Origin of the sequence: Acuticoccus kalidii, assembly GCF_021556395.1 — a bacterium.
Lineage (GTDB): Bacteria > Pseudomonadota > Alphaproteobacteria > Rhizobiales > Amorphaceae > Acuticoccus > Acuticoccus kalidii.
In genome coordinates, this window is record NZ_JAKGCS010000006.1 from 456406 (window position 1) to 471950 (window position 15545).

Here is a 15545-nt window from a genome sequence, read left to right on the forward strand (position 1 = left end):
TCAGACGCGCTCCGCTTGCAGCAGCCACTGCTTCAGGAGAGTGGCAACCCGGTTGGAATCGTAGTCCACGACCTGCTCCAAGCGTTTCTGTGGCGTTTTGTGCATGTTGGCCTTGAGCTGCTCGATGAGGTTCACCTCGTCGGTGACCGCCTCCTGCTCGTCGGTGTCCTGCGTGGCGATCAGCTCGGCCATCGTGTTCTCGGCGGGGCGCGCCGTGAGCGCGCGGATCGCCGGGCGCAATCCGAACCAGATGAGAAGGATCGCGACGATGAGGACGATCGTGGCGTTGATGATCGTCCCGAGCTGGCGGTTGAGGGTCGCGAGGAAGCCCTCCGAAGGCAGCGCCTCGAGATGGTCGCGCTCGGGCGCGAACGGAACGGTCGCGACCTTGAGCTCGTCGCCGCGCTCCTCCGAGAAGCCCGCCGCCGTGCGCACCAACGCCCCGATATCGGCGAGCTGCGCGTCAACGGCCGGCCCGTTTTCGGCATCGGCGTTCGCCTGGAGGCGGTCCTGGTTGACGAGGACCGCGATCGAGAGGTGCTCGATGGCGAACCCGTCGCGCACACGCTCCACGACGCGGGTCGAGATCTCGTAATTGGTGAGCTCTTCGCGGCGGTTCGAATCCTCGGTGGAATCGGCGCCGCCGGCGCCGGGGAGCTCTTCCTGCGGAATGTTCTGCTGCACCGTGACCGGCTGGTCGAGATTGCGGTTGCGCGCCGATTCCTCTTCCTTGACGGTCCGCACCGACCGTTCGACGCGCGAGGCCGGATCGAAGATCGTCTCGTTCTCGCGCGTCTTGTCGATGTTGAGCCGCGAGGTCACGCTGACGGTGAAATTCTGCACCCCGAGAAACGGCACGAGGGTTTTGCGGATCTGATCTTCCAACGTGTTGTTGGTGTCCGACTGGAGGCGGGCGAGTTTGCCGGTCGACTGGTTGGCCGGATCGCCGCCCGAGGCGAGAACGGTGCCGCGCGTGTCGAGGACGGTGACGGCGCCGATCTCCATCGCCGGGATCGCGCCGGCGACGAGGTGCCGGATCGCGTCGGCCGCTCCGTCGCCCTTCGGCCCGTCGGTGCGGATGACGACCGAGGCGGATGCGGGTTGGTTTTGCCGGCGAAAGGAGCCTCTGTCCGACAGGACGAGATGCACGCGCGCGGCGCTGATGCCTTGCATCTCCTGGATCGTGCGGGCGAGCTCGCCTTCGAGCGCCCGGACCCGTGTCACCTCCTGCATGAAGGAGGTGAGGCCGAACGAACTCATGTCGTCGAAGAGCTCGTAACCGGCATTGGGGCTGCTCGGCAGGCCCTGTTCGGCCAGCATCATCCGTGCCGGGGCCGTGTCCGCGTGATTGACGAGGACGGCGTCGCCGTCCGGCGAGACGTCGAAGTCGATGTTCGCGTCGGCGAGGACGTTGCCGATCCGGGTCACGTCCTCCCGGTCGAGCCCGGTATAGAGGACTTCCCGTTGGGGTTGGGCGAGGTAGCTCGCGCCGACGCCGACGACGACGAGCGTCGCGATGGCGATGGCGGCGAGTGCGCTGAGGCGCCTCGGCCCCAATTCCCGTAAGTTGGTGAGCACCCGCTCGACGTGTTCGCGGCCGGTCATCGGCCCTCCTCATGGCGATACGTTTGGTCGGTCGAAGACAGGGGCGGCGCGCGCTCATTGCGCGGACACGAGATGCCCCTCGCCCCGCCAAACTCGCTGAACTTCCTGTCCCGTGACTTGCGACTTCCGGCTTTCGCTCGCTGCGTTGCGGGCCGGTGCCGATGGATCACGGCCGCCTTGGCCCACGGCCGCGGCGCTGACGTGTGGACGAACGAGAAAGCGGCGGGCCGGAGAACCGACCCGCCGTTGAGTTGGGCCGCGCGCGGAGAAGCGGCGCGACCTGTGGGAGAGGGAGAGGCGCCGTCCGAGACGGCGCGCTGAGAGTGTGGCCGCTGGCGGCGTCTCACGCCCCCGGCGCGGCGGGGACGTGAGAACTCAGCGGGCTAGGCCCTAGCGAAAGAGCGCGAGGACGTTCTGGGCCGAAGCGTTGGCGATGGAGAGGGATTCGACCGAAAGCTGCTGCTGCGTCTGCAAGGCGCGCAGACGGGTCGATTCCTCTTCCATGTTGGCATCGACCAGTGCGCCGACCGCCCGGTCGTTGGCATCCATCAAGGCCGATACGAACGATTGCTGCGATTCCGCGCGGGCGAGGTTCACACCCACCGTGTTCTGCGCCGAGATCACCTCGACCAGCGCCGTGTCGACGAGGGTGATGAGCTGATCGAGACGGGTCAGATCGTCGGCCGAATCGGTCAGTGCGCTGATGTCGATATTGACGATCGTCGCGGTGGTCGCCGCGAGTGCGCCCGCGGCGGCGACAGTTCGCTCCTGGTCGAGAATGCCGGTCTTGGAAGCGGCCGTCGTGTGGGCGTCGGTCAGCACGATGGTGGAGATGTCGAGATCGATGGTGGAAATCGAGATCCCGGCGGACGAGCGCTCGAACGAAGCGACCACGGATTTCGTCGCGTTCCAGTCCGCCGCGGAGGTGTCGACCGCGAGGAAATTCTGTTCGTTGATGACGGATGCAGACGCCTTGTTCTGCATGTCCGTCTGGATGCCGTCGATCTGGGTCTGCACGTTCGTGCGATCGACGCCCGGCTGGCGCGCCGCGACCATGAGCTCCTTCATCTGCTGAAGGTTCTCGCGGGTGGTGTCGAGGCCGTTATAGACCACGTCCAGCGTGGAGTGGCCGAGTGCGATGGCGTCCCTCACGGCGCCGAGGGCGCCATTGTCCGAATCCGTCGTCGTCGCGATGGCCCAATAGGCGGCGCTGTCGGACGCCTGTGCGATCCGCAGGCCGGTCGAAACGCGATTGTTGGTCGTGTTGAGGCTCTGGTTGATCTGGTTGAGCGTTTGCAGCGCAACCATTGCCGCAGTGTTGGTCAGAAGGCTCGTCATCGTCTTTCCCCTGATGTTTACTGAAAGACATGCCGACGGGCGGCAGGGCAGGACGGCGTCATGCCTTTGGTTCTCGGGGTGCTTCCTGCATCCTCACGAGGCGGGCACTGGCCCGACCAACCTGCGATGAAGGGCATATAAGGACTTCGGCTGGCGCGGGGCTTGCCAGCTCCCGACCGCGATCGAGAAAGAAGCGATCGGTCGCGCGATTCGCCTTGCCGGACCGATCGGGCCAACCCTTGGACGGGCGGGGGCCGCGGCCCGCTTCGCGGCGCCGCGGGCCGGGCGACCGCGCGGCGTCGCCGACGGCACGGAAACCCGCCGCGTTCTCCACCGTTGACGGCGGGGCGAAAGAAGCCTCGTTCCGCACGGCGACGTCATCCCCCGGTGACTGGCTCGCCGCTCGCCCCCATGCCGCCCGAGGTTGGGGCCGTCGTGGTCGCCACGGTTCCGCCGCCCATTGCGGCCTCGCCCGATCCGCTCGACCCGTTTGCGATCGGCCGCTGGGCCGTGGACAGCTGCTCCTGCGCCTGGATCGCGAGGAGGACCGCGGCAGTGTTCTCCAGATTCTTCTCGATGAGAGACGGCTCGGGAAAGCGGGTAGCATCGATGAGAGCGGCGATAAACGCCCCTTGCGACTTCGCCCGCGCGACCATCGTCGTGACGAGATCCGACTGGGTGATGATGTCGACGAGGGCCGCGTCCACGATGCCGAGATATTCGGCGAGGGTGGTGAGGTCGGCGACGGAATCGGTGAGGGCCGAAATATCGATCCTGTCGACGGCGCTGGCCGTCGATCCCGCCGTGCGGATCTTCGAGACGATTTCCCTCGTCGCCTCGAGGCCCGCCGTGACGGGCGCGGCCGTATCGCGGCGTCCGCCTTCGATCGCCGGTCCCTGGATGCCCCTCCCGGTTGCGAGGATGGCGCGAAGATCGCCGAGTTTCGCAGCGATCGCGCTCTGCGCGGCGGCGCGGTCCGTCCCACGCACCTGCGCGCTCGCGAGGATGTCTCGGATCTTGCTGAGGTCCGTGCGTGCGGCGCCGAGTGTCGCAGCGGCGACCTCCATCCGGACGCTGCCGCGCACCAGCGCATCGTGCACCGAGTGCAGCGTCGTCATCTCGGCCTGGGCGCTGCCGGGGATCGTCCAATAGGACGTGTTGGTTCGGGTCTCGCCGGGCCGCTGGCCGGGCGAGACGCGGTTGATCATGAGATCGGTGTTGATGGCGCTCAGTGGCTGAGCGGCCGTGATCGAAACGTTGGTCAGGGAGTTCATCACCGTCGTTCCTTGCTCAGTGAATGGCGAAACGTGCCGAAGCCGGCGATGCATCCGGGCGTCATGCCATTTGCGATCGCCGTCCGGTCGGATCGCGTGCCGTGCATCCACCCATGATCATGCGGGCCAGGCTTGGCCGAGGCTGGAACGGGCCGAAAAAGCGGGGTGCGCTGCCGCTATAGCAGACACGCCCGCAAAAACCGGGCGGCGCGAGCCCGCCGTGGGGGCGTTCGCGCCCCCACGTCAGCGCAGACAGGCGAGGAACACGTCGAGCCGTGGGCGTTTCTCGAGCATTGCCGCCAGCGTCTCCTGATGTCGCGACAGGAGGAGGTCGAGCGAATCGGGGCGCAATGGGCGCCGCGTGGGCGAGGGGGCCTTCGCCGCCGAGGCGGGGTCGCCGACCGTCGCCGAAAGCGGGTGGAGTTTCGTCATCAGTGGATTCCTTTACGCAACACTTGAGGAGATACGCGGCCTCCCGCACGCCGAGATGCCGCCGGAAATCAAGCGAGGGCGCGGCGCGGATCGTCCCGCGCCGCGGTGGCGGTCGTCCGCGGGCCGTTCAGCCGGCGGGGGGCGCCACTGTTCGATCGGACGCGCCAGGCGCGTCGGCGACAGCATTCTCGATGATTGCCGAAAGGGATCGCACGGTGCGCTGCGGAGCGGTGAGCACCGCGCCTCGCCTCGGTGGATCGTCCGGAGCGGGGCGCGTCACGCGCCGGGCGGCGGCGGCGCTGAGAGCCTGTCCCGTGAAGCGGCGCGGGGGATGCGCTGGGATCCGGCGCGGATCGTAGGCGACGCCATGGAGGAAGATGACGTTGCCGCGTGGCCCAGGCGGTTCCTGCGAGGGCGTCCGGCGCGCCGGCGTTCGGTTCGCCGCGTCGTTCGCGGTGTCGTGACGGAGCCGGTCGACGACCGCGCCATAGTCGCAATCGAAGCCGTCGGATCGATCCGGAGCGGCCGCCATCCAGTCGCCCGAGGACGGGAAACGGACGGTGGATTGGGGGAAGGGGAGAAGAAGCTGCTCGTTCTCCGCCGGGGTGTGCGAGCCCGATGGGCGGTTCCGCAATTCGTCGAAGGTGTCGTCGAACTGATCGTGCGACATCGTCGTCATTTCAACCTCCACGCTACGCATTGTTGAAGGCGGTCCGGTCCCCGATCCGTCGGTCGCGTCCGATTGCGATCCGGCGGCGGCGAGGTGTCTCGAACCTCGATCCTACAATGCGCAAAGAGGCCGATTGGTCTCCGATAGAATGAACAATATCAGTGTGTTAGAAGGAATTTCAGGTTTGCTGAAATAGGGCCGACGAAAAAAGGGCCGCCCGAAGGCGACCCTCAGATCGGGGTAGGGCCAAGGGCCCCGTCATGGGCCGATCGCGGTGGCGACCGGCCTCACGGATTAGCGAAAGAGCGCAAGGACGTTCTGGGCCGAGGCATTGGCGATGGAGAGGGATTCGACCGAGAGCTGCTGCTGCGTCTGCAAGGCGCGCAGACGGGTCGATTCCTCTTCCATGTTGGCATCGACCAGCGCGCCGACGGCCCGATCGTTCGCATCGATCAGGGCGCCGATGAAGGTCTCCTGCGAATCCACACGGGCGAGGATCACACCGACGGTGTTCGATGCCGAGATCACGTCGACGAGCGCAGCGTCCACGATCTCGATATAGTCGTCGAGCTCCTGAAGGTCGGCCGCCGAGTCGGTGAGCGAGGAGATCACGGTGCCGTTGAGGCCGGTGATCGACTCGGTCGTGCCGTTGGTGCCCGTGCGGTCGATATCGAGAATACCGGCCGGCGTGCCGCCCGCCGGGTCGATCAGCTTGATGTTGTCGATGTCGAGCGTGATGGTGGAGATCGAGATGCCGGAGGCCGAACGCTCGAACGATGCGACGACCTGCTTGCTGGCGTTGTAACCGGCCGCGCCGGAATCGACCGAGAGGAAGTTCTGCTCGTTGATCACCGAGGCCGACGCCTTGTTCTGCATGTCGGTGATGAGGCCGGTGATCTGCGTCTGGATGTTGGCCCGGTCGACGCCCGGCTGACGCGCAGCGACGAGGAGCTCCTTCATCTGCTGAAGGCTCTCGCGGGTGGAATCGAGACCGTTATAGACGACGTCCATGGTCGACTTGCCGAGCGCGAGAGCGTCCCGCACCGTCGACAACGCGCCGTTGTCCGATTTCGTCGTCGCCGCGATGGCCCAATAGGCCGCGCTGTCGGAGGCTTGCGCGATCCGCAGGCCCGTCGACACGCGATTGTTGGTCTCGTTCAGACCGCGATTGATGTCCGTCAGGGTCTGAAGGGCGACCATCGCGGCGGTGTTGGTGAGAAGGCTCGTCATCGTAGTTCCTCTACACGAAGGCTTTCGGGGGGAAACATGCCGATGAAAGGCTCCGCAGTCGGGCATCATGCCGTTGGCGCGCCGCATGTGGCGGCGTGCGATCAACCTGCGCTGCGGCCTTATGTGGAGCGCGATGCTGGAGCGGGCCTGTCCTTCTCACGACGGCCCGCCGGCGGACGAGACGCCGTCAGGTGAATGAGCGCACGAGCGATCCGATCAAGAGGTTCCACCCGTCGATCAAGACGAAAAAGAGGATCTTGAACGGGAGGGCGATCACGGTGGGGGGCATCATCATCATGCCCATCGACATGATGAGTGTCGCGACGATGAGGTCGATCACGAGAAACGGCAACAGGATCAGAAAGCCGATCTCGAACCCGCGCCGCAATTCGGAAATCATGAAGGCGGGAATCAACGTGCGCAGTTCGACCGCCTCCGGCTCCGCCGGTGCGGTGCCGGCAAGGTCGGCGAAGAGGGCGAGATCGCGCGGCCGGACCTCGCGCAACATGAACTCGCGGAACGGCGTGGTGACGCGCGTATAGGCCTCCTCCTCGGTGATCTCGTTGCGGGTGAGGGGCAGGATGCCGTCCTTCCAGGCCGCGTCGAAGGTCGGCCCCATGACGTAGAAGGTCATGAACAGGGCGAGCGAGATCATGACGATATTGGCCGGCGTCGTCTGGAGGCCCATGCCGGCGCGCAGGAAGGACAGCGCGACGATCATTCGGGTGAAGCTCGTCACCATGATGAGAAGGCCGGGGGCGAGCGACAAGATCGTGATCAGCGCGACGAACTGGACGATCCGCGCCGAAGCCGAGCCCGACCCCTCCGGCAGGAGCGCACCGAGATCGAGGACCGGCGTCTGCCCTTGCGCGAACGCGGCGTGCGGGAGAAAGACGAGTGCCGTCATGGCGAGGAGGGCGGCGATCGGCGCCCTCCGAGGGAGGCTCATCCTCCGCTCGATCGGATCTGTCATTGGAGGACCATCGTCTCGATGATGAGCTCCTTCACCGTCCCGGAGGAGGCGATGCGAGCCCGTTCGTTGAGATCGTCACGAAGGTGATTGAAGGCGCTCGCGCCTTGCAGATCGGAGAGGGAGACGGTGCGCAGGAAGGCGAGCACGCTCTCGCCGAGCACGGCCTTCATCCGTTCGACGTCCTCGACCGCGTCCCGGTCGAACACCATCGCCGTGTCGAGACGGATCCAGATATTCTGCGGGCTCGCGAGGTTCGCAAGCACGGGGTCGATCTGCGCGACGGCGCTCGTCTCGTTCCAGGCGAGGGCGTTCTCGTCCTTGACCGGGGCCTCGTTCGCCTTCTTGGTCGCAAGGGTCGCGATCGTGTCGACCTGTTTGATGGCGAAGAAGCCACCCGCGCCGGCGCCGAGGACCGTGATCCCGAGAACGGTAAGGATGAGGCCGAGAAGGTTGCCTTTGGGCTTCGTGTCGTCGGTGATTTGCGGATCTTCGATTTCGTCATCCATCAGAAGGGCACCACTTTGTCATATATCTGCTGGCCCCAATTGGGGGACTGGATTTCGCTCTGACGCCCACGTCCGCCATAGGAAATGCGGGCTTCCGCGATCTTCTCGTAGCCCACGATGTTGTGCTGCGAGACGTCGAGCGGGTTCACGAGACCGGCGAGCTTGAGGACGCGGATCTCATCGTTGACGCGGATTTCCTGCGTGCCGGAAATCAGGAGATTGCCGTTCGCCATCACCTCCGTGACGACGACGGCGACGCGCAGATTGAGCTTTTCGGATCGGTCGATCCCACCCGTCCCGCGATAGCGCGAGGATGAGCCGATCCCGAGATTGCCGGCCAGTTCGCCCGAATTCTCCGGCCCGTCGAAGCCGCGCGCGGACCCGAACAGGCCGATATCGAAATCGGTGTCGGCCTGACGCTCGCGTTTGCTCTCATTGTCGAACTCGGCCTTGTCGTCGATCTCGATGACGACCGTCAGCGTGTCGCCGACATTGCGGGCGCGCACGTCGGTGAGGAGGTCTCGGTTGCGTCGGCCATAGAGGGAGGTCGGATTGCCGAAGCCGGGCTCGGGGATGGTCACGGGCAGTGCGGTGCGCGTCACGATGAGGCCTTCGCCGATCGGACTGAGGGCCGGCGTGCCGAGCGGCTGGCCTTCCGCGCATCCCGCGACGGTGGCGCAGGCGAGGCCGACGGCAAGAAGGGGGCGCCCTCTCATCCGGCCGACCGCTGCGGTTCGACGCGCGACAGACCCGCCATGATCGAGGCGATCCGCGCCGCCTTCTTGGGCTCCATCTCGTTGAGGATCGCCGAGGCCGTGCGCGGCGTGACCTTGGCGATCACCGCCGCGGCCGTCAGCTCGTTCATCTCGGCGAGCTGCGCGGAGGCGGCGTCGGGCCGCATCGCGGAATAGATCGACACGAGGCTGTCTTCGGCAAGACGCAGGAAGCGCTCGCGCCGGGCGAGCCAGTCCTCATATTCGGCGCGCTTGGTTTCGAGCGCGGCGAGCCGGTCGGCGACCTTCGCTTCGGCCGCTTCGAGGGCGGCGAGCTTGCGGGCGAAGCGGGCGTCCGCCGCCTCGTCGGCAAGGTTGGTGCAATAGGCGAAGGCGGTGTCGTCGGCGCTCTGGGCCGCCGCCGGCGGGACGACGCTCGTCACGCCGAGGAGGGCGAGGGCGATGAGCGCACCCTCGCGAAGGGGGCGGAGCGCCGATGTCCGCCAGGTGTCGAAGGTCTCGGATCGGTCTGTCATTGGACGATGAGCTCCGCTTGAAGGGCACCCGCGGTCTTGATGGTCTCGAGGATGGAAATGATGTCGGTCGGCTTCAGCCCGATCCGGTTCAGCCCGTGAACGAGGGTCTGCAGATCGGTCCCATCGACGACGGCGAGCTTGCCGCCGGTCTGGTCGGCTGTGATGATCGTGTTCGGCTGGATCGCGGTCTCGCCATAGGAGAACGCGTCGGGCTGGATGACGGTCGGCGCCTCGGTGACGCGCAAGGTCAGGTTCCCGTGCGCGAGCGCGACGGTCGACACCTGGACATTCTGGCCGATCACCACCGTGCCGGTGCGCTGATCGATGACGACGCGGGCCGGAATGTCGGGTGTGACCTGGAGGTTGCCGATCTCGGCCAGGAACCGGGTGGCGCCGACGCCGGAGGGCTTGTGAAGGGCGACGGTGCGCAGATTTTCCTCGGCGGCGATCCGCTTGCCCCAGCGCGTCTCGGTGTAGGCGTTGATCGCGTCGGCGATCCGGGCCGCGGTCCGATAGTCCGGATTGTTGAGCTCGAGGACGAGCCGTTCGAGGCCCTGAAGCGAGCCCGGAACAAGCCGTTCGACGAGCGCTCCGTTCGGGATGCGCCCCGCGGTGGCGACGCCTTGCGTCACCTCGGCCGCATTGCCCTGGACATTGAAGCCGGAGACCTGAACCGGCCCTTGCGCCACGGCATAGACTTGGCCGTCGCCGCCCGTGAGCGGGGTGATGACGAGCGTTCCGCCCCGCAGGCTCGTCGCATCGCCGATCGATCCGAGCGAGACGTCGATCCGCGAGCCGATCCCGACGAACGGGGGCAGCGTCGCGGTCACCGTCACCGCGGCGACGTTCTGGGCGCGCAGGGGCACGCCCCGCACGGCAACGCCCATCCGGTCGAGCATCGATTTCAGCGCCTGCTCGGTGAAGGGCGCGTTGCGCAGCGTGTCGCCGGTTCCTTGCAGCCCGATGACGAGCCCGTAGCCGATGAGCTGGTTGTCCCGCACACCCTGAACGGTCGTGATGTCCTTGATCCGCGTCGCCGCGGCGGGCGCCATCGTTGCCAGGAGTTCGAGGAGGGGGAGGAGAACGAGGAGCCAGCGCCTCATGGGGCCGACACCTCGATCAGGCCGTCCATGCCGACGACGCCGTTGATGACGCGGTTGGAATCGATGTTGCGGGCGCGCACGAGGTCGCCGGCCGCGCCATCCTCCAGCGGAAGCACGGTGGCGGTGATCGTGAGGTTGCCCATCCGGAAGCGGGCCTCGGTGGGCTTGCCGCGGACGACGAGCTTGGCGACGCGAAACGCGCTGACCGGAATGGGCTTGCCTGCCGGAAGCGTGCGCCGCGCCTCCCGGCCGATGGCGCGGGAGGGATCGGTGAGCACGGACAGCGGCCGGCTCGGATCATAATAAAAGTGCTTTTCGGTGAGCATATCGGCGGTGATGCGCTCACCGCGCGTGATCGTGTCGGATGGGACGGGGAGGAGGCCGCCGGTCTGATCGGCGCGCGCCACTGCCGGCGCGAGCGCCACGGCGAGGCCGAGACCGGCCGCGAGGACGGCGGCCGGGCGCCGCTGGCGGTGGTACGCGCCGCGCATCAGCGGATGCCTTGGGAGATGACGCCGGACATGTCGTCGGCGGTCTGAATGACCTTGGAGTTCATCTCGTAGGCGCGCTGGGCGGAAATCAGCTCGGTGATTTCCTTCACCGCGTCGACATTGGAGGCCTCGAGATAGCCCTGATAGACGACGCCGAAACCGACATCGCCGGGAAAGCCGGCGACCGGCTGACCGGACGCGGGCGTTTCGCGGAAGAGATTGTCGCCGATCGCCTCGAGGCCGGCATCGTTCGGGAAGTTCGCGAGGGTGATCTGGCCGAGGAGCTGCGGCGCGGGCTGGCGGTCGATCTCCGCGAACACCTCGCCCGACTTGTTGATGACGATCTCGGTGGTCCCGGCCGGGACGGCAAGACCGGGCTGAACCTGGTAGCCGTCGAGTGTCAGGATCTCGCCGTTGGGGCCGAGATTGAAGCCGCCGGCGCGGGTATAGAGCGTCTCGCCGTCCGGGCCGGTGATCTGGAACCAGCCGCGCCCGTTGATCGCAAGGTCGAGCGGGTTCGAGGTCTGGCCGAGCGAGCCTTGAATATGGAGATTGCGCACCGCGATCGTGCGCACGCCGAGGCCGATATGGGCGCCCTCCGGCACCGGCAGCTCGCCGCCGCGGTTCGGGACGCCTTGCGCCCGGTCGGTCTGGTACAGAAGATCGGCGAACTCGGCGCGGGAGCGTTTGAACCCGGTCGTGTTGATGTTCGCCACGTTGTTGGCGATCACCTCGAGATTGGTCTGCTGGGCGCTCATGCCGGTGGCGGCGATGGCGAGGGCCTTCATAAGACGCTCCTTCGACGGCAAAGGGGGACTGTTCGGCCGAACGGTGTCCGGCCGTTATTCGCGTGGCCCCTCGGGGCTTTTGGAGGACGAGGCGTGAGGCGCGGATGCCTAGATCTGCATCCGGCTCACCTCCTGATAGGCGGCGACGACGCGGTCGCGCACGGCGATCGCGGCGCGGAGCTGCTGCTCCGCCGTCATCAGCGATCGGACGACGTTCTGCACCGACGTGTCGCCGTTGACGCCGGCGATCGACGCGGCTTCGCCGGCGCGCAGGGAGTCGCGCGCGGAGGCGGCGACCTCGGCGAACATGCGGTGGAACGAATCGGTGGGGCGGGCGGTGGCGCCCTCGCTCGGTATGCCGTCCGGGCGTGGGGCGGCGGCGCCGGTGATGCTGGAAACGTTCATCATGAACCACTCCTCAGAAGATCGATCGTCATCGAGATCATCGAGCGCGCCCGCTTCATCATCTGCAGGTTCGCCTCGTAGCTGAGATTGGCTTCGCGCATGTCGGCCATCTCGATGAGCGGGTTGACGTTCGGGTATTTGACGTTGCCGTCCGCGTCGGCGGCCGGGTGGCTCGGCTCATGGACGAGCGTGTAGGGGCTCTCGTCGAGCGCGGTGCTCTTGACCTTGACGGAGAGCGCGCCGACCTCGCGGTCGAGCTCGGAGGCGAAGACGATCGTCTTGCGCGTATAGGGGTCGTCACCGGGCGCGCCGCCGGTCGATCGCGCATTGGCGATGTTCTCCGCGACCACGCGCAGGCGGTAGGATTGGGCCTCGAGCCCGGCGCCGGCGAGCCGCGTGACGGCCGAAAGAGGATCGACGCCGTTCATCGGAACGACACCGACGTCATCAGCATCCGATGGAAGGTGCCGAGGACGGACAGCGACAATTGGTGCGATCGCTGCGTCTCGTCGGCCTTCAGGAGCTGCTCGTCGAGCGAGACGGTGTTCGCCGAATGGGTGACGTCCCAGGTGTCGTCCGGCTTCACCTCGGTGGCGCTCATTTCGATCGGCGAGAGCGCGAGGTGCGCACGCGACGTCGCCGCCATCTGAAGGCGCGTCTCGTGCAGGTTCGCTGCGAAGGGCTCGATATCGCGGGCTTTGTAGTCCGGCGTGTTGGCGTTTGCGATGTTGCCGGCGATGGCCGCCTCACGGGTCGATGCCCAGGCGGCGCGGCGCGTGGCGAGGTTCATCACATAAAGCGGCGACGTGGCCGCGGGATCAGTGCTCGTTCCAACGATCATGTCGGTCCTGGACGCTCCAGAGTTCGTTTCCTCGAACGCGTCCAACCTACCCCCGGCGACTTGCTCGGGGCTGGCGAAGAAAAGAGCTATGCGGAATGTGAGTTTTGCCGTTTCTTGGCGTCGTTGCGCTCGTAGATGAAGTAGAGAACCTCGGCGACCGCGCGATAGAAATCCTCGGGAATCGAGCGGTCGACCTCGACGGCATAATAGAGCGCACGGGCGAGCGGCGGGTTGTCGACGACGGGAATCTCGGCGGCGGTCGCGATCTCGCGGATCTTGAGAGCGACGAGATCGACGCCTTTGGCGACCAGGCGCGGAGCACCGCCGGCGCCGCGCTCATAGGCGAGCGCGACGGCGAAGTGGGTCGGATTCGCGATGACGACGGTCGCCTGCGGTACGGCGGTCAGCATCCGCCGGCGCGACCGATCCTTTTGGGCGGAGCGAATGCGGGCCTTCAGGATCGGATCGCCTTCGCTCTGTTTCAACTCGTCCTTCACTTCGCGCCGCGTCATCTTGAGGTCGCGCCGCCATTTGAAGCGGGTCCAGACGAGATCGGTGGCGACGAGGACGATCGTCGCGGTGCACACGACGGCGAGAAGCCGGACCGCGATCGACAGGATCTGAGCGGGCAGGAGCGTCGGGTCGACGAACACGGCGCGCACCACCATCGGAATCTCGCTCATGAGGAGCGAGATCGCGATGGCGCCGACGACGGTGAACTTGAAGAGCGAGCGCAAAAACTCCGCGACACCCTGACTGCCGAAGATGCGCTTGGCCCCGGCCACGATCGAGATGCGTTCGAGCTTCGGCCGGATTCGCTCGGCGACGATGCGCGGCGGCGATTGGGCGAGCGCGGCGATCACCCCGAAGATCGCGAGGAGGATGACGATCGGCAGCACGAAGATCGCCGATGCGCGATAGACGTGCAGGAACAGCGCGGTCGCGTCGGGGCCGTTGCTGAGATCCAGCGTGGCGGCGTTGCCGAAAATACCGGAGAGCGAGCTGACGAAGATGCGCGTCTGATCGCTCGCCGTGATCGACAGGACGACGAGAAGACCGAGGAGCGAAGCAAAGGTCGGCGCCTCGCGGGAAAAGGGCGTCTGACCCTTCTGGAGCGCGTCTTCGATCTTCTTCGGCGTCGGCTCTTCCGTCCGTTCCGAGGCGTCCGGCCGATCGCTCAAAACGTGATCCGATCGGTCCGGGGGAAGCGGAGGGGGACGCCGCGCCCGAGCGCGGCGTCGCGCCGAGGACGGATCGCGACGCCGCGGATGTTACTGGACGAGTTCGCCATCCTCGTCCCCGGTCGCGAGGTCGATCTCGCCGCGTTGGCCCATGGCGAGGGCGAGGTCGGTGATCTTGCGCCGGGCATCGTTCACCTCGCGTTGGGTTGAAGGCTCGCCCGAAGCGAGCTCCTGCTCGACCATGCGCCGTGTGCGCGAGGCGAGGCAGGACAGGACCGTCGTGCGGAAGCCCGCCTCCGTCCCCTTGAGGGCCATGACGAGATCCGTGTTGTCGATCGAATCGAACAAGACGGTGAGCGACTTGGGGCTCAGCTTCACGATGTCGTCGAAGGTGAAGAGGAGCGAACGCAGGATTTCGGCCGATTTCGGGTGCGTCCGCGTCAGGCCGTCGAGGACGCCCTCCATCTGCGTGCGCTCCATTTTGTTGATGATGTCGGCCATACGGGCATGGCTGTCCCCGCCCATATTGAGCGACAGGTTGACCGTGAAGTCCTCGTGGAGCGCCTTCTCGACGAGCTTCAGAGCGTCGTCGACGACGGCCTTGCAGCTCAACATGCGCCTCGCGATCCCGTCGCGCAGGTCTTGGGGCAATTCGCTCATCACCTTGGCGGAGGTGATGGGATGCAGCTTCGACAACACGAGGGCGGTCGTCTGCGGATGCTCGTTGAGGAGATACGGCACGAGGCTCCCTTCAGAGACCGCAGAGATGCGGTCCCAGATCGACTGGTTCACCCGCCCTTCCATCTCGGCGATGATCTCGGCGATCTGGTCGGCCGGGAGTACGCCTTGGAGGAGACGCTGGACCGTGCTCGTGTCGCCCACGAGATTGGTGCCGATGCCGAACTGTTCGAGGAACTCGTTCACGAGCTCCTCGACCTGGGTGACGGACACCGGCCTCAGCTCCGCCATCGCGTGGGTGACGGACTTGAGCTCCGTCTGGTCCCAATGCCGCATCACCGCCGCCGCCGCATCGGGGCCCATCGTCATGACGATGGTGGCCACCTTTTCGACGGGCGTCATGGCACGCGAGCGGACCATGGGGGTGGTCGCCATGCTCAATTGTCGTCACCGGAGGACGGGCCGACGATCTCGGTGAGCGAGACGCCGAAGCGGGAGGAATCGTCGTCGACGACGACCACCTCGCCCCGCGCGATGACGCGGCCGTTGACGACGATGTCCACCGGTTCGCCGACCCGATGGTCGAGCGCGACGACCTGGCCGCGGCCGAGCTTCATGAGGTTGGCGACCGGCATCGTCGCCGAGCCGAGCACGACCTGCATGACGACGGGAATTCGCAGGATGGTGTCGATGGACGGTTCGGCCGAGCCGTGTTGGCGGGACCGCTTGGCTTCGGCGCTGTCGTCTTCAGACATGATGGTGCTCCGATCGATCGTGTGAC

19 protein-coding genes are annotated in these 15545 nt (G+C 66.5%); all 19 read right to left on the reverse strand.

Annotated elements, in window-relative coordinates:
- The 19 genes from fliF to fliN all read right to left on the reverse strand — a co-directional run bounded on the left by fliF (position 1) and on the right by fliN (position 15519).
- A complete protein-coding gene (gene fliF / locus L1787_RS03395; protein ID WP_235707083.1) occupies positions 1-1605 on the reverse strand; it encodes a flagellar basal-body MS-ring/collar protein FliF in 1605 nt (534 codons plus the stop codon).
- 390 nt (positions 1606-1995) lie between these two features.
- Complete coding sequence (locus L1787_RS03400; RefSeq protein ID WP_235707084.1) at positions 1996-2943, reverse strand: flagellin N-terminal helical domain-containing protein; 948 nt, start codon at positions 2941-2943, stop codon at positions 1996-1998.
- A 377-nt stretch (positions 2944-3320) separates the two neighbouring features.
- Positions 3321-4217, reverse strand: coding sequence for a flagellin family protein (locus tag L1787_RS03405; RefSeq protein WP_235707085.1), 897 nt, complete (start codon positions 4215-4217; stop codon positions 3321-3323).
- A gap of 243 nt (positions 4218-4460) precedes the next feature.
- Positions 4461-4649 carry a hypothetical protein gene (locus tag L1787_RS03410; protein ID WP_235707086.1) on the reverse strand — a complete coding sequence of 63 codons (189 nt, stop codon included), beginning with the start codon at positions 4647-4649 and terminating at the stop codon, positions 4461-4463.
- A gap of 127 nt (positions 4650-4776) precedes the next feature.
- Entirely contained in the window at positions 4777-5328 is a 552-nt protein-coding gene (locus L1787_RS03415) for a hypothetical protein (RefSeq protein WP_235707087.1), read from the reverse strand.
- Positions 5329-5613: 285 nt separating this feature from the next.
- Positions 5614-6549, reverse strand: a complete 936-nt coding sequence (locus L1787_RS03420) for a flagellin N-terminal helical domain-containing protein (protein WP_235707088.1) — start codon at positions 6547-6549, stop codon at positions 5614-5616.
- Between the two features lie 187 nt (positions 6550-6736).
- Entirely contained in the window at positions 6737-7498 is a 762-nt protein-coding gene (gene fliP, locus L1787_RS03425) for a flagellar type III secretion system pore protein FliP (protein WP_439648257.1), read from the reverse strand.
- A gap of 20 nt (positions 7499-7518) precedes the next feature.
- Complete coding sequence (locus L1787_RS03430; protein WP_235707089.1) at positions 7519-8028, reverse strand: flagellar basal body-associated FliL family protein; 510 nt, start codon at positions 8026-8028, stop codon at positions 7519-7521.
- On the reverse strand, positions 8028-8744 hold the full coding sequence (locus tag L1787_RS03435; protein WP_235707090.1) for a flagellar basal body L-ring protein FlgH: 717 nt from the start codon (positions 8742-8744) through the stop codon (positions 8028-8030). Before L1787_RS03435 ends, L1787_RS03430 begins: the two co-directional genes overlap by 1 nt.
- A complete protein-coding gene (locus L1787_RS03440) occupies positions 8741-9277 on the reverse strand; it encodes a MotE family protein (protein ID WP_235707091.1) in 537 nt (178 codons plus the stop codon). The genes L1787_RS03435 and L1787_RS03440 overlap by 4 nt, the downstream gene beginning before the upstream one ends.
- The gene (flgI, locus tag L1787_RS03445) at positions 9274-10380 is read right to left on the reverse strand and encodes a flagellar basal body P-ring protein FlgI (RefSeq protein ID WP_235707092.1); all 1107 of its coding nucleotides are present in this window, start codon (positions 10378-10380) and stop codon (positions 9274-9276) included. The genes L1787_RS03440 and flgI overlap by 4 nt, the downstream gene beginning before the upstream one ends.
- Complete coding sequence (flgA, locus tag L1787_RS03450) at positions 10377-10871, reverse strand: flagellar basal body P-ring formation chaperone FlgA (RefSeq protein ID WP_235707095.1); 495 nt, start codon at positions 10869-10871, stop codon at positions 10377-10379. Before flgA ends, flgI begins: the two co-directional genes overlap by 4 nt.
- Positions 10871-11659: a flagellar basal-body rod protein FlgG gene (flgG, locus tag L1787_RS03455; RefSeq protein WP_235707096.1), complete on the reverse strand. Its 789-nt coding sequence runs from the start codon at positions 11657-11659 to the stop codon at positions 10871-10873. The genes flgA and flgG overlap by 1 nt, the downstream gene beginning before the upstream one ends.
- A 108-nt stretch (positions 11660-11767) precedes the next feature.
- Positions 11768-12067 (reverse strand): flagellar hook-basal body complex protein FliE, encoded by a 300-nt coding sequence (fliE, locus tag L1787_RS03460; RefSeq protein ID WP_235707098.1) that lies wholly within the window; start codon positions 12065-12067, stop codon positions 11768-11770.
- Positions 12064-12492 carry a flagellar basal body rod protein FlgC gene (flgC, locus tag L1787_RS03465; RefSeq protein WP_235707099.1) on the reverse strand — a complete coding sequence of 143 codons (429 nt, stop codon included), beginning with the start codon at positions 12490-12492 and terminating at the stop codon, positions 12064-12066. Before flgC ends, fliE begins: the two co-directional genes overlap by 4 nt.
- Positions 12489-12905 carry a flagellar basal body rod protein FlgB gene (gene flgB / locus L1787_RS03470; RefSeq protein ID WP_235707101.1) on the reverse strand — a complete coding sequence of 139 codons (417 nt, stop codon included), beginning with the start codon at positions 12903-12905 and terminating at the stop codon, positions 12489-12491. The genes flgC and flgB overlap by 4 nt, the downstream gene beginning before the upstream one ends.
- Positions 12906-12991: 86 nt before the next feature.
- A complete protein-coding gene (flhB, locus tag L1787_RS03475) occupies positions 12992-14086 on the reverse strand; it encodes a flagellar biosynthesis protein FlhB (protein WP_235707102.1) in 1095 nt (364 codons plus the stop codon).
- 90 nt (positions 14087-14176) lie between these two features.
- Positions 14177-15199, reverse strand: coding sequence for a flagellar motor switch protein FliG (locus L1787_RS03480; RefSeq protein WP_235707104.1), 1023 nt, complete (start codon positions 15197-15199; stop codon positions 14177-14179).
- A gap of 2 nt (positions 15200-15201) precedes the next feature.
- Entirely contained in the window at positions 15202-15519 is a 318-nt protein-coding gene (gene fliN / locus L1787_RS03485; protein WP_235707106.1) for a flagellar motor switch protein FliN, read from the reverse strand.
- Positions 15520-15545 lie beyond the last annotated feature (26 nt).

Bases quoted from the DNA above. Each gene is read 5' to 3' on its own strand.
- flgI (WP_235707092.1), bottom strand. From the start codon at position 10,380: ATGAGGCGCTGGCTCCTCGTTCTCCTCCCCCTCCTCGAACTCCTGGCA.
- fliP (WP_439648257.1), bottom strand. From the start codon at position 7,498: ATGAGCCTCCCTCGGAGGGCGCCGATCGCCGCCCTCCTCGCCATGACG.
- flgA (WP_235707095.1), bottom strand. From the start codon at position 10,871: ATGCGCGGCGCGTACCACCGCCAGCGGCGCCCGGCCGCCGTCCTCGCG.
- fliN (WP_235707106.1), bottom strand. From the start codon at position 15,519: ATGTCTGAAGACGACAGCGCCGAAGCCAAGCGGTCCCGCCAACACGGC.
- L1787_RS03430 (WP_235707089.1), bottom strand. From the start codon at position 8,028: ATGGATGACGAAATCGAAGATCCGCAAATCACCGACGACACGAAGCCC.
- flgC (WP_235707099.1), bottom strand. From the start codon at position 12,492: ATGAACGGCGTCGATCCTCTTTCGGCCGTCACGCGGCTCGCCGGCGCC.
- L1787_RS03480 (WP_235707104.1), bottom strand. From the start codon at position 15,199: ATGGCGACCACCCCCATGGTCCGCTCGCGTGCCATGACGCCCGTCGAA.
- L1787_RS03400 (WP_235707084.1), bottom strand. From the start codon at position 2,943: ATGACGAGCCTTCTGACCAACACTGCGGCAATGGTTGCGCTGCAAACG.
- L1787_RS03440 (WP_235707091.1), bottom strand. From the start codon at position 9,277: ATGACAGACCGATCCGAGACCTTCGACACCTGGCGGACATCGGCGCTC.
- flgG (WP_235707096.1), bottom strand. From the start codon at position 11,659: ATGAAGGCCCTCGCCATCGCCGCCACCGGCATGAGCGCCCAGCAGACC.
- fliE (WP_235707098.1), bottom strand. From the start codon at position 12,067: ATGATGAACGTTTCCAGCATCACCGGCGCCGCCGCCCCACGCCCGGAC.
- L1787_RS03410 (WP_235707086.1), bottom strand. From the start codon at position 4,649: ATGACGAAACTCCACCCGCTTTCGGCGACGGTCGGCGACCCCGCCTCG.
- L1787_RS03405 (WP_235707085.1), bottom strand. From the start codon at position 4,217: ATGAACTCCCTGACCAACGTTTCGATCACGGCCGCTCAGCCACTGAGC.
- L1787_RS03435 (WP_235707090.1), bottom strand. From the start codon at position 8,744: ATGAGAGGGCGCCCCCTTCTTGCCGTCGGCCTCGCCTGCGCCACCGTC.
- L1787_RS03420 (WP_235707088.1), bottom strand. From the start codon at position 6,549: ATGACGAGCCTTCTCACCAACACCGCCGCGATGGTCGCCCTTCAGACC.
- flgB (WP_235707101.1), bottom strand. From the start codon at position 12,905: ATGATCGTTGGAACGAGCACTGATCCCGCGGCCACGTCGCCGCTTTAT.
- fliF (WP_235707083.1), bottom strand. From the start codon at position 1,605: ATGACCGGCCGCGAACACGTCGAGCGGGTGCTCACCAACTTACGGGAA.
- L1787_RS03415 (WP_235707087.1), bottom strand. From the start codon at position 5,328: ATGACGACGATGTCGCACGATCAGTTCGACGACACCTTCGACGAATTG.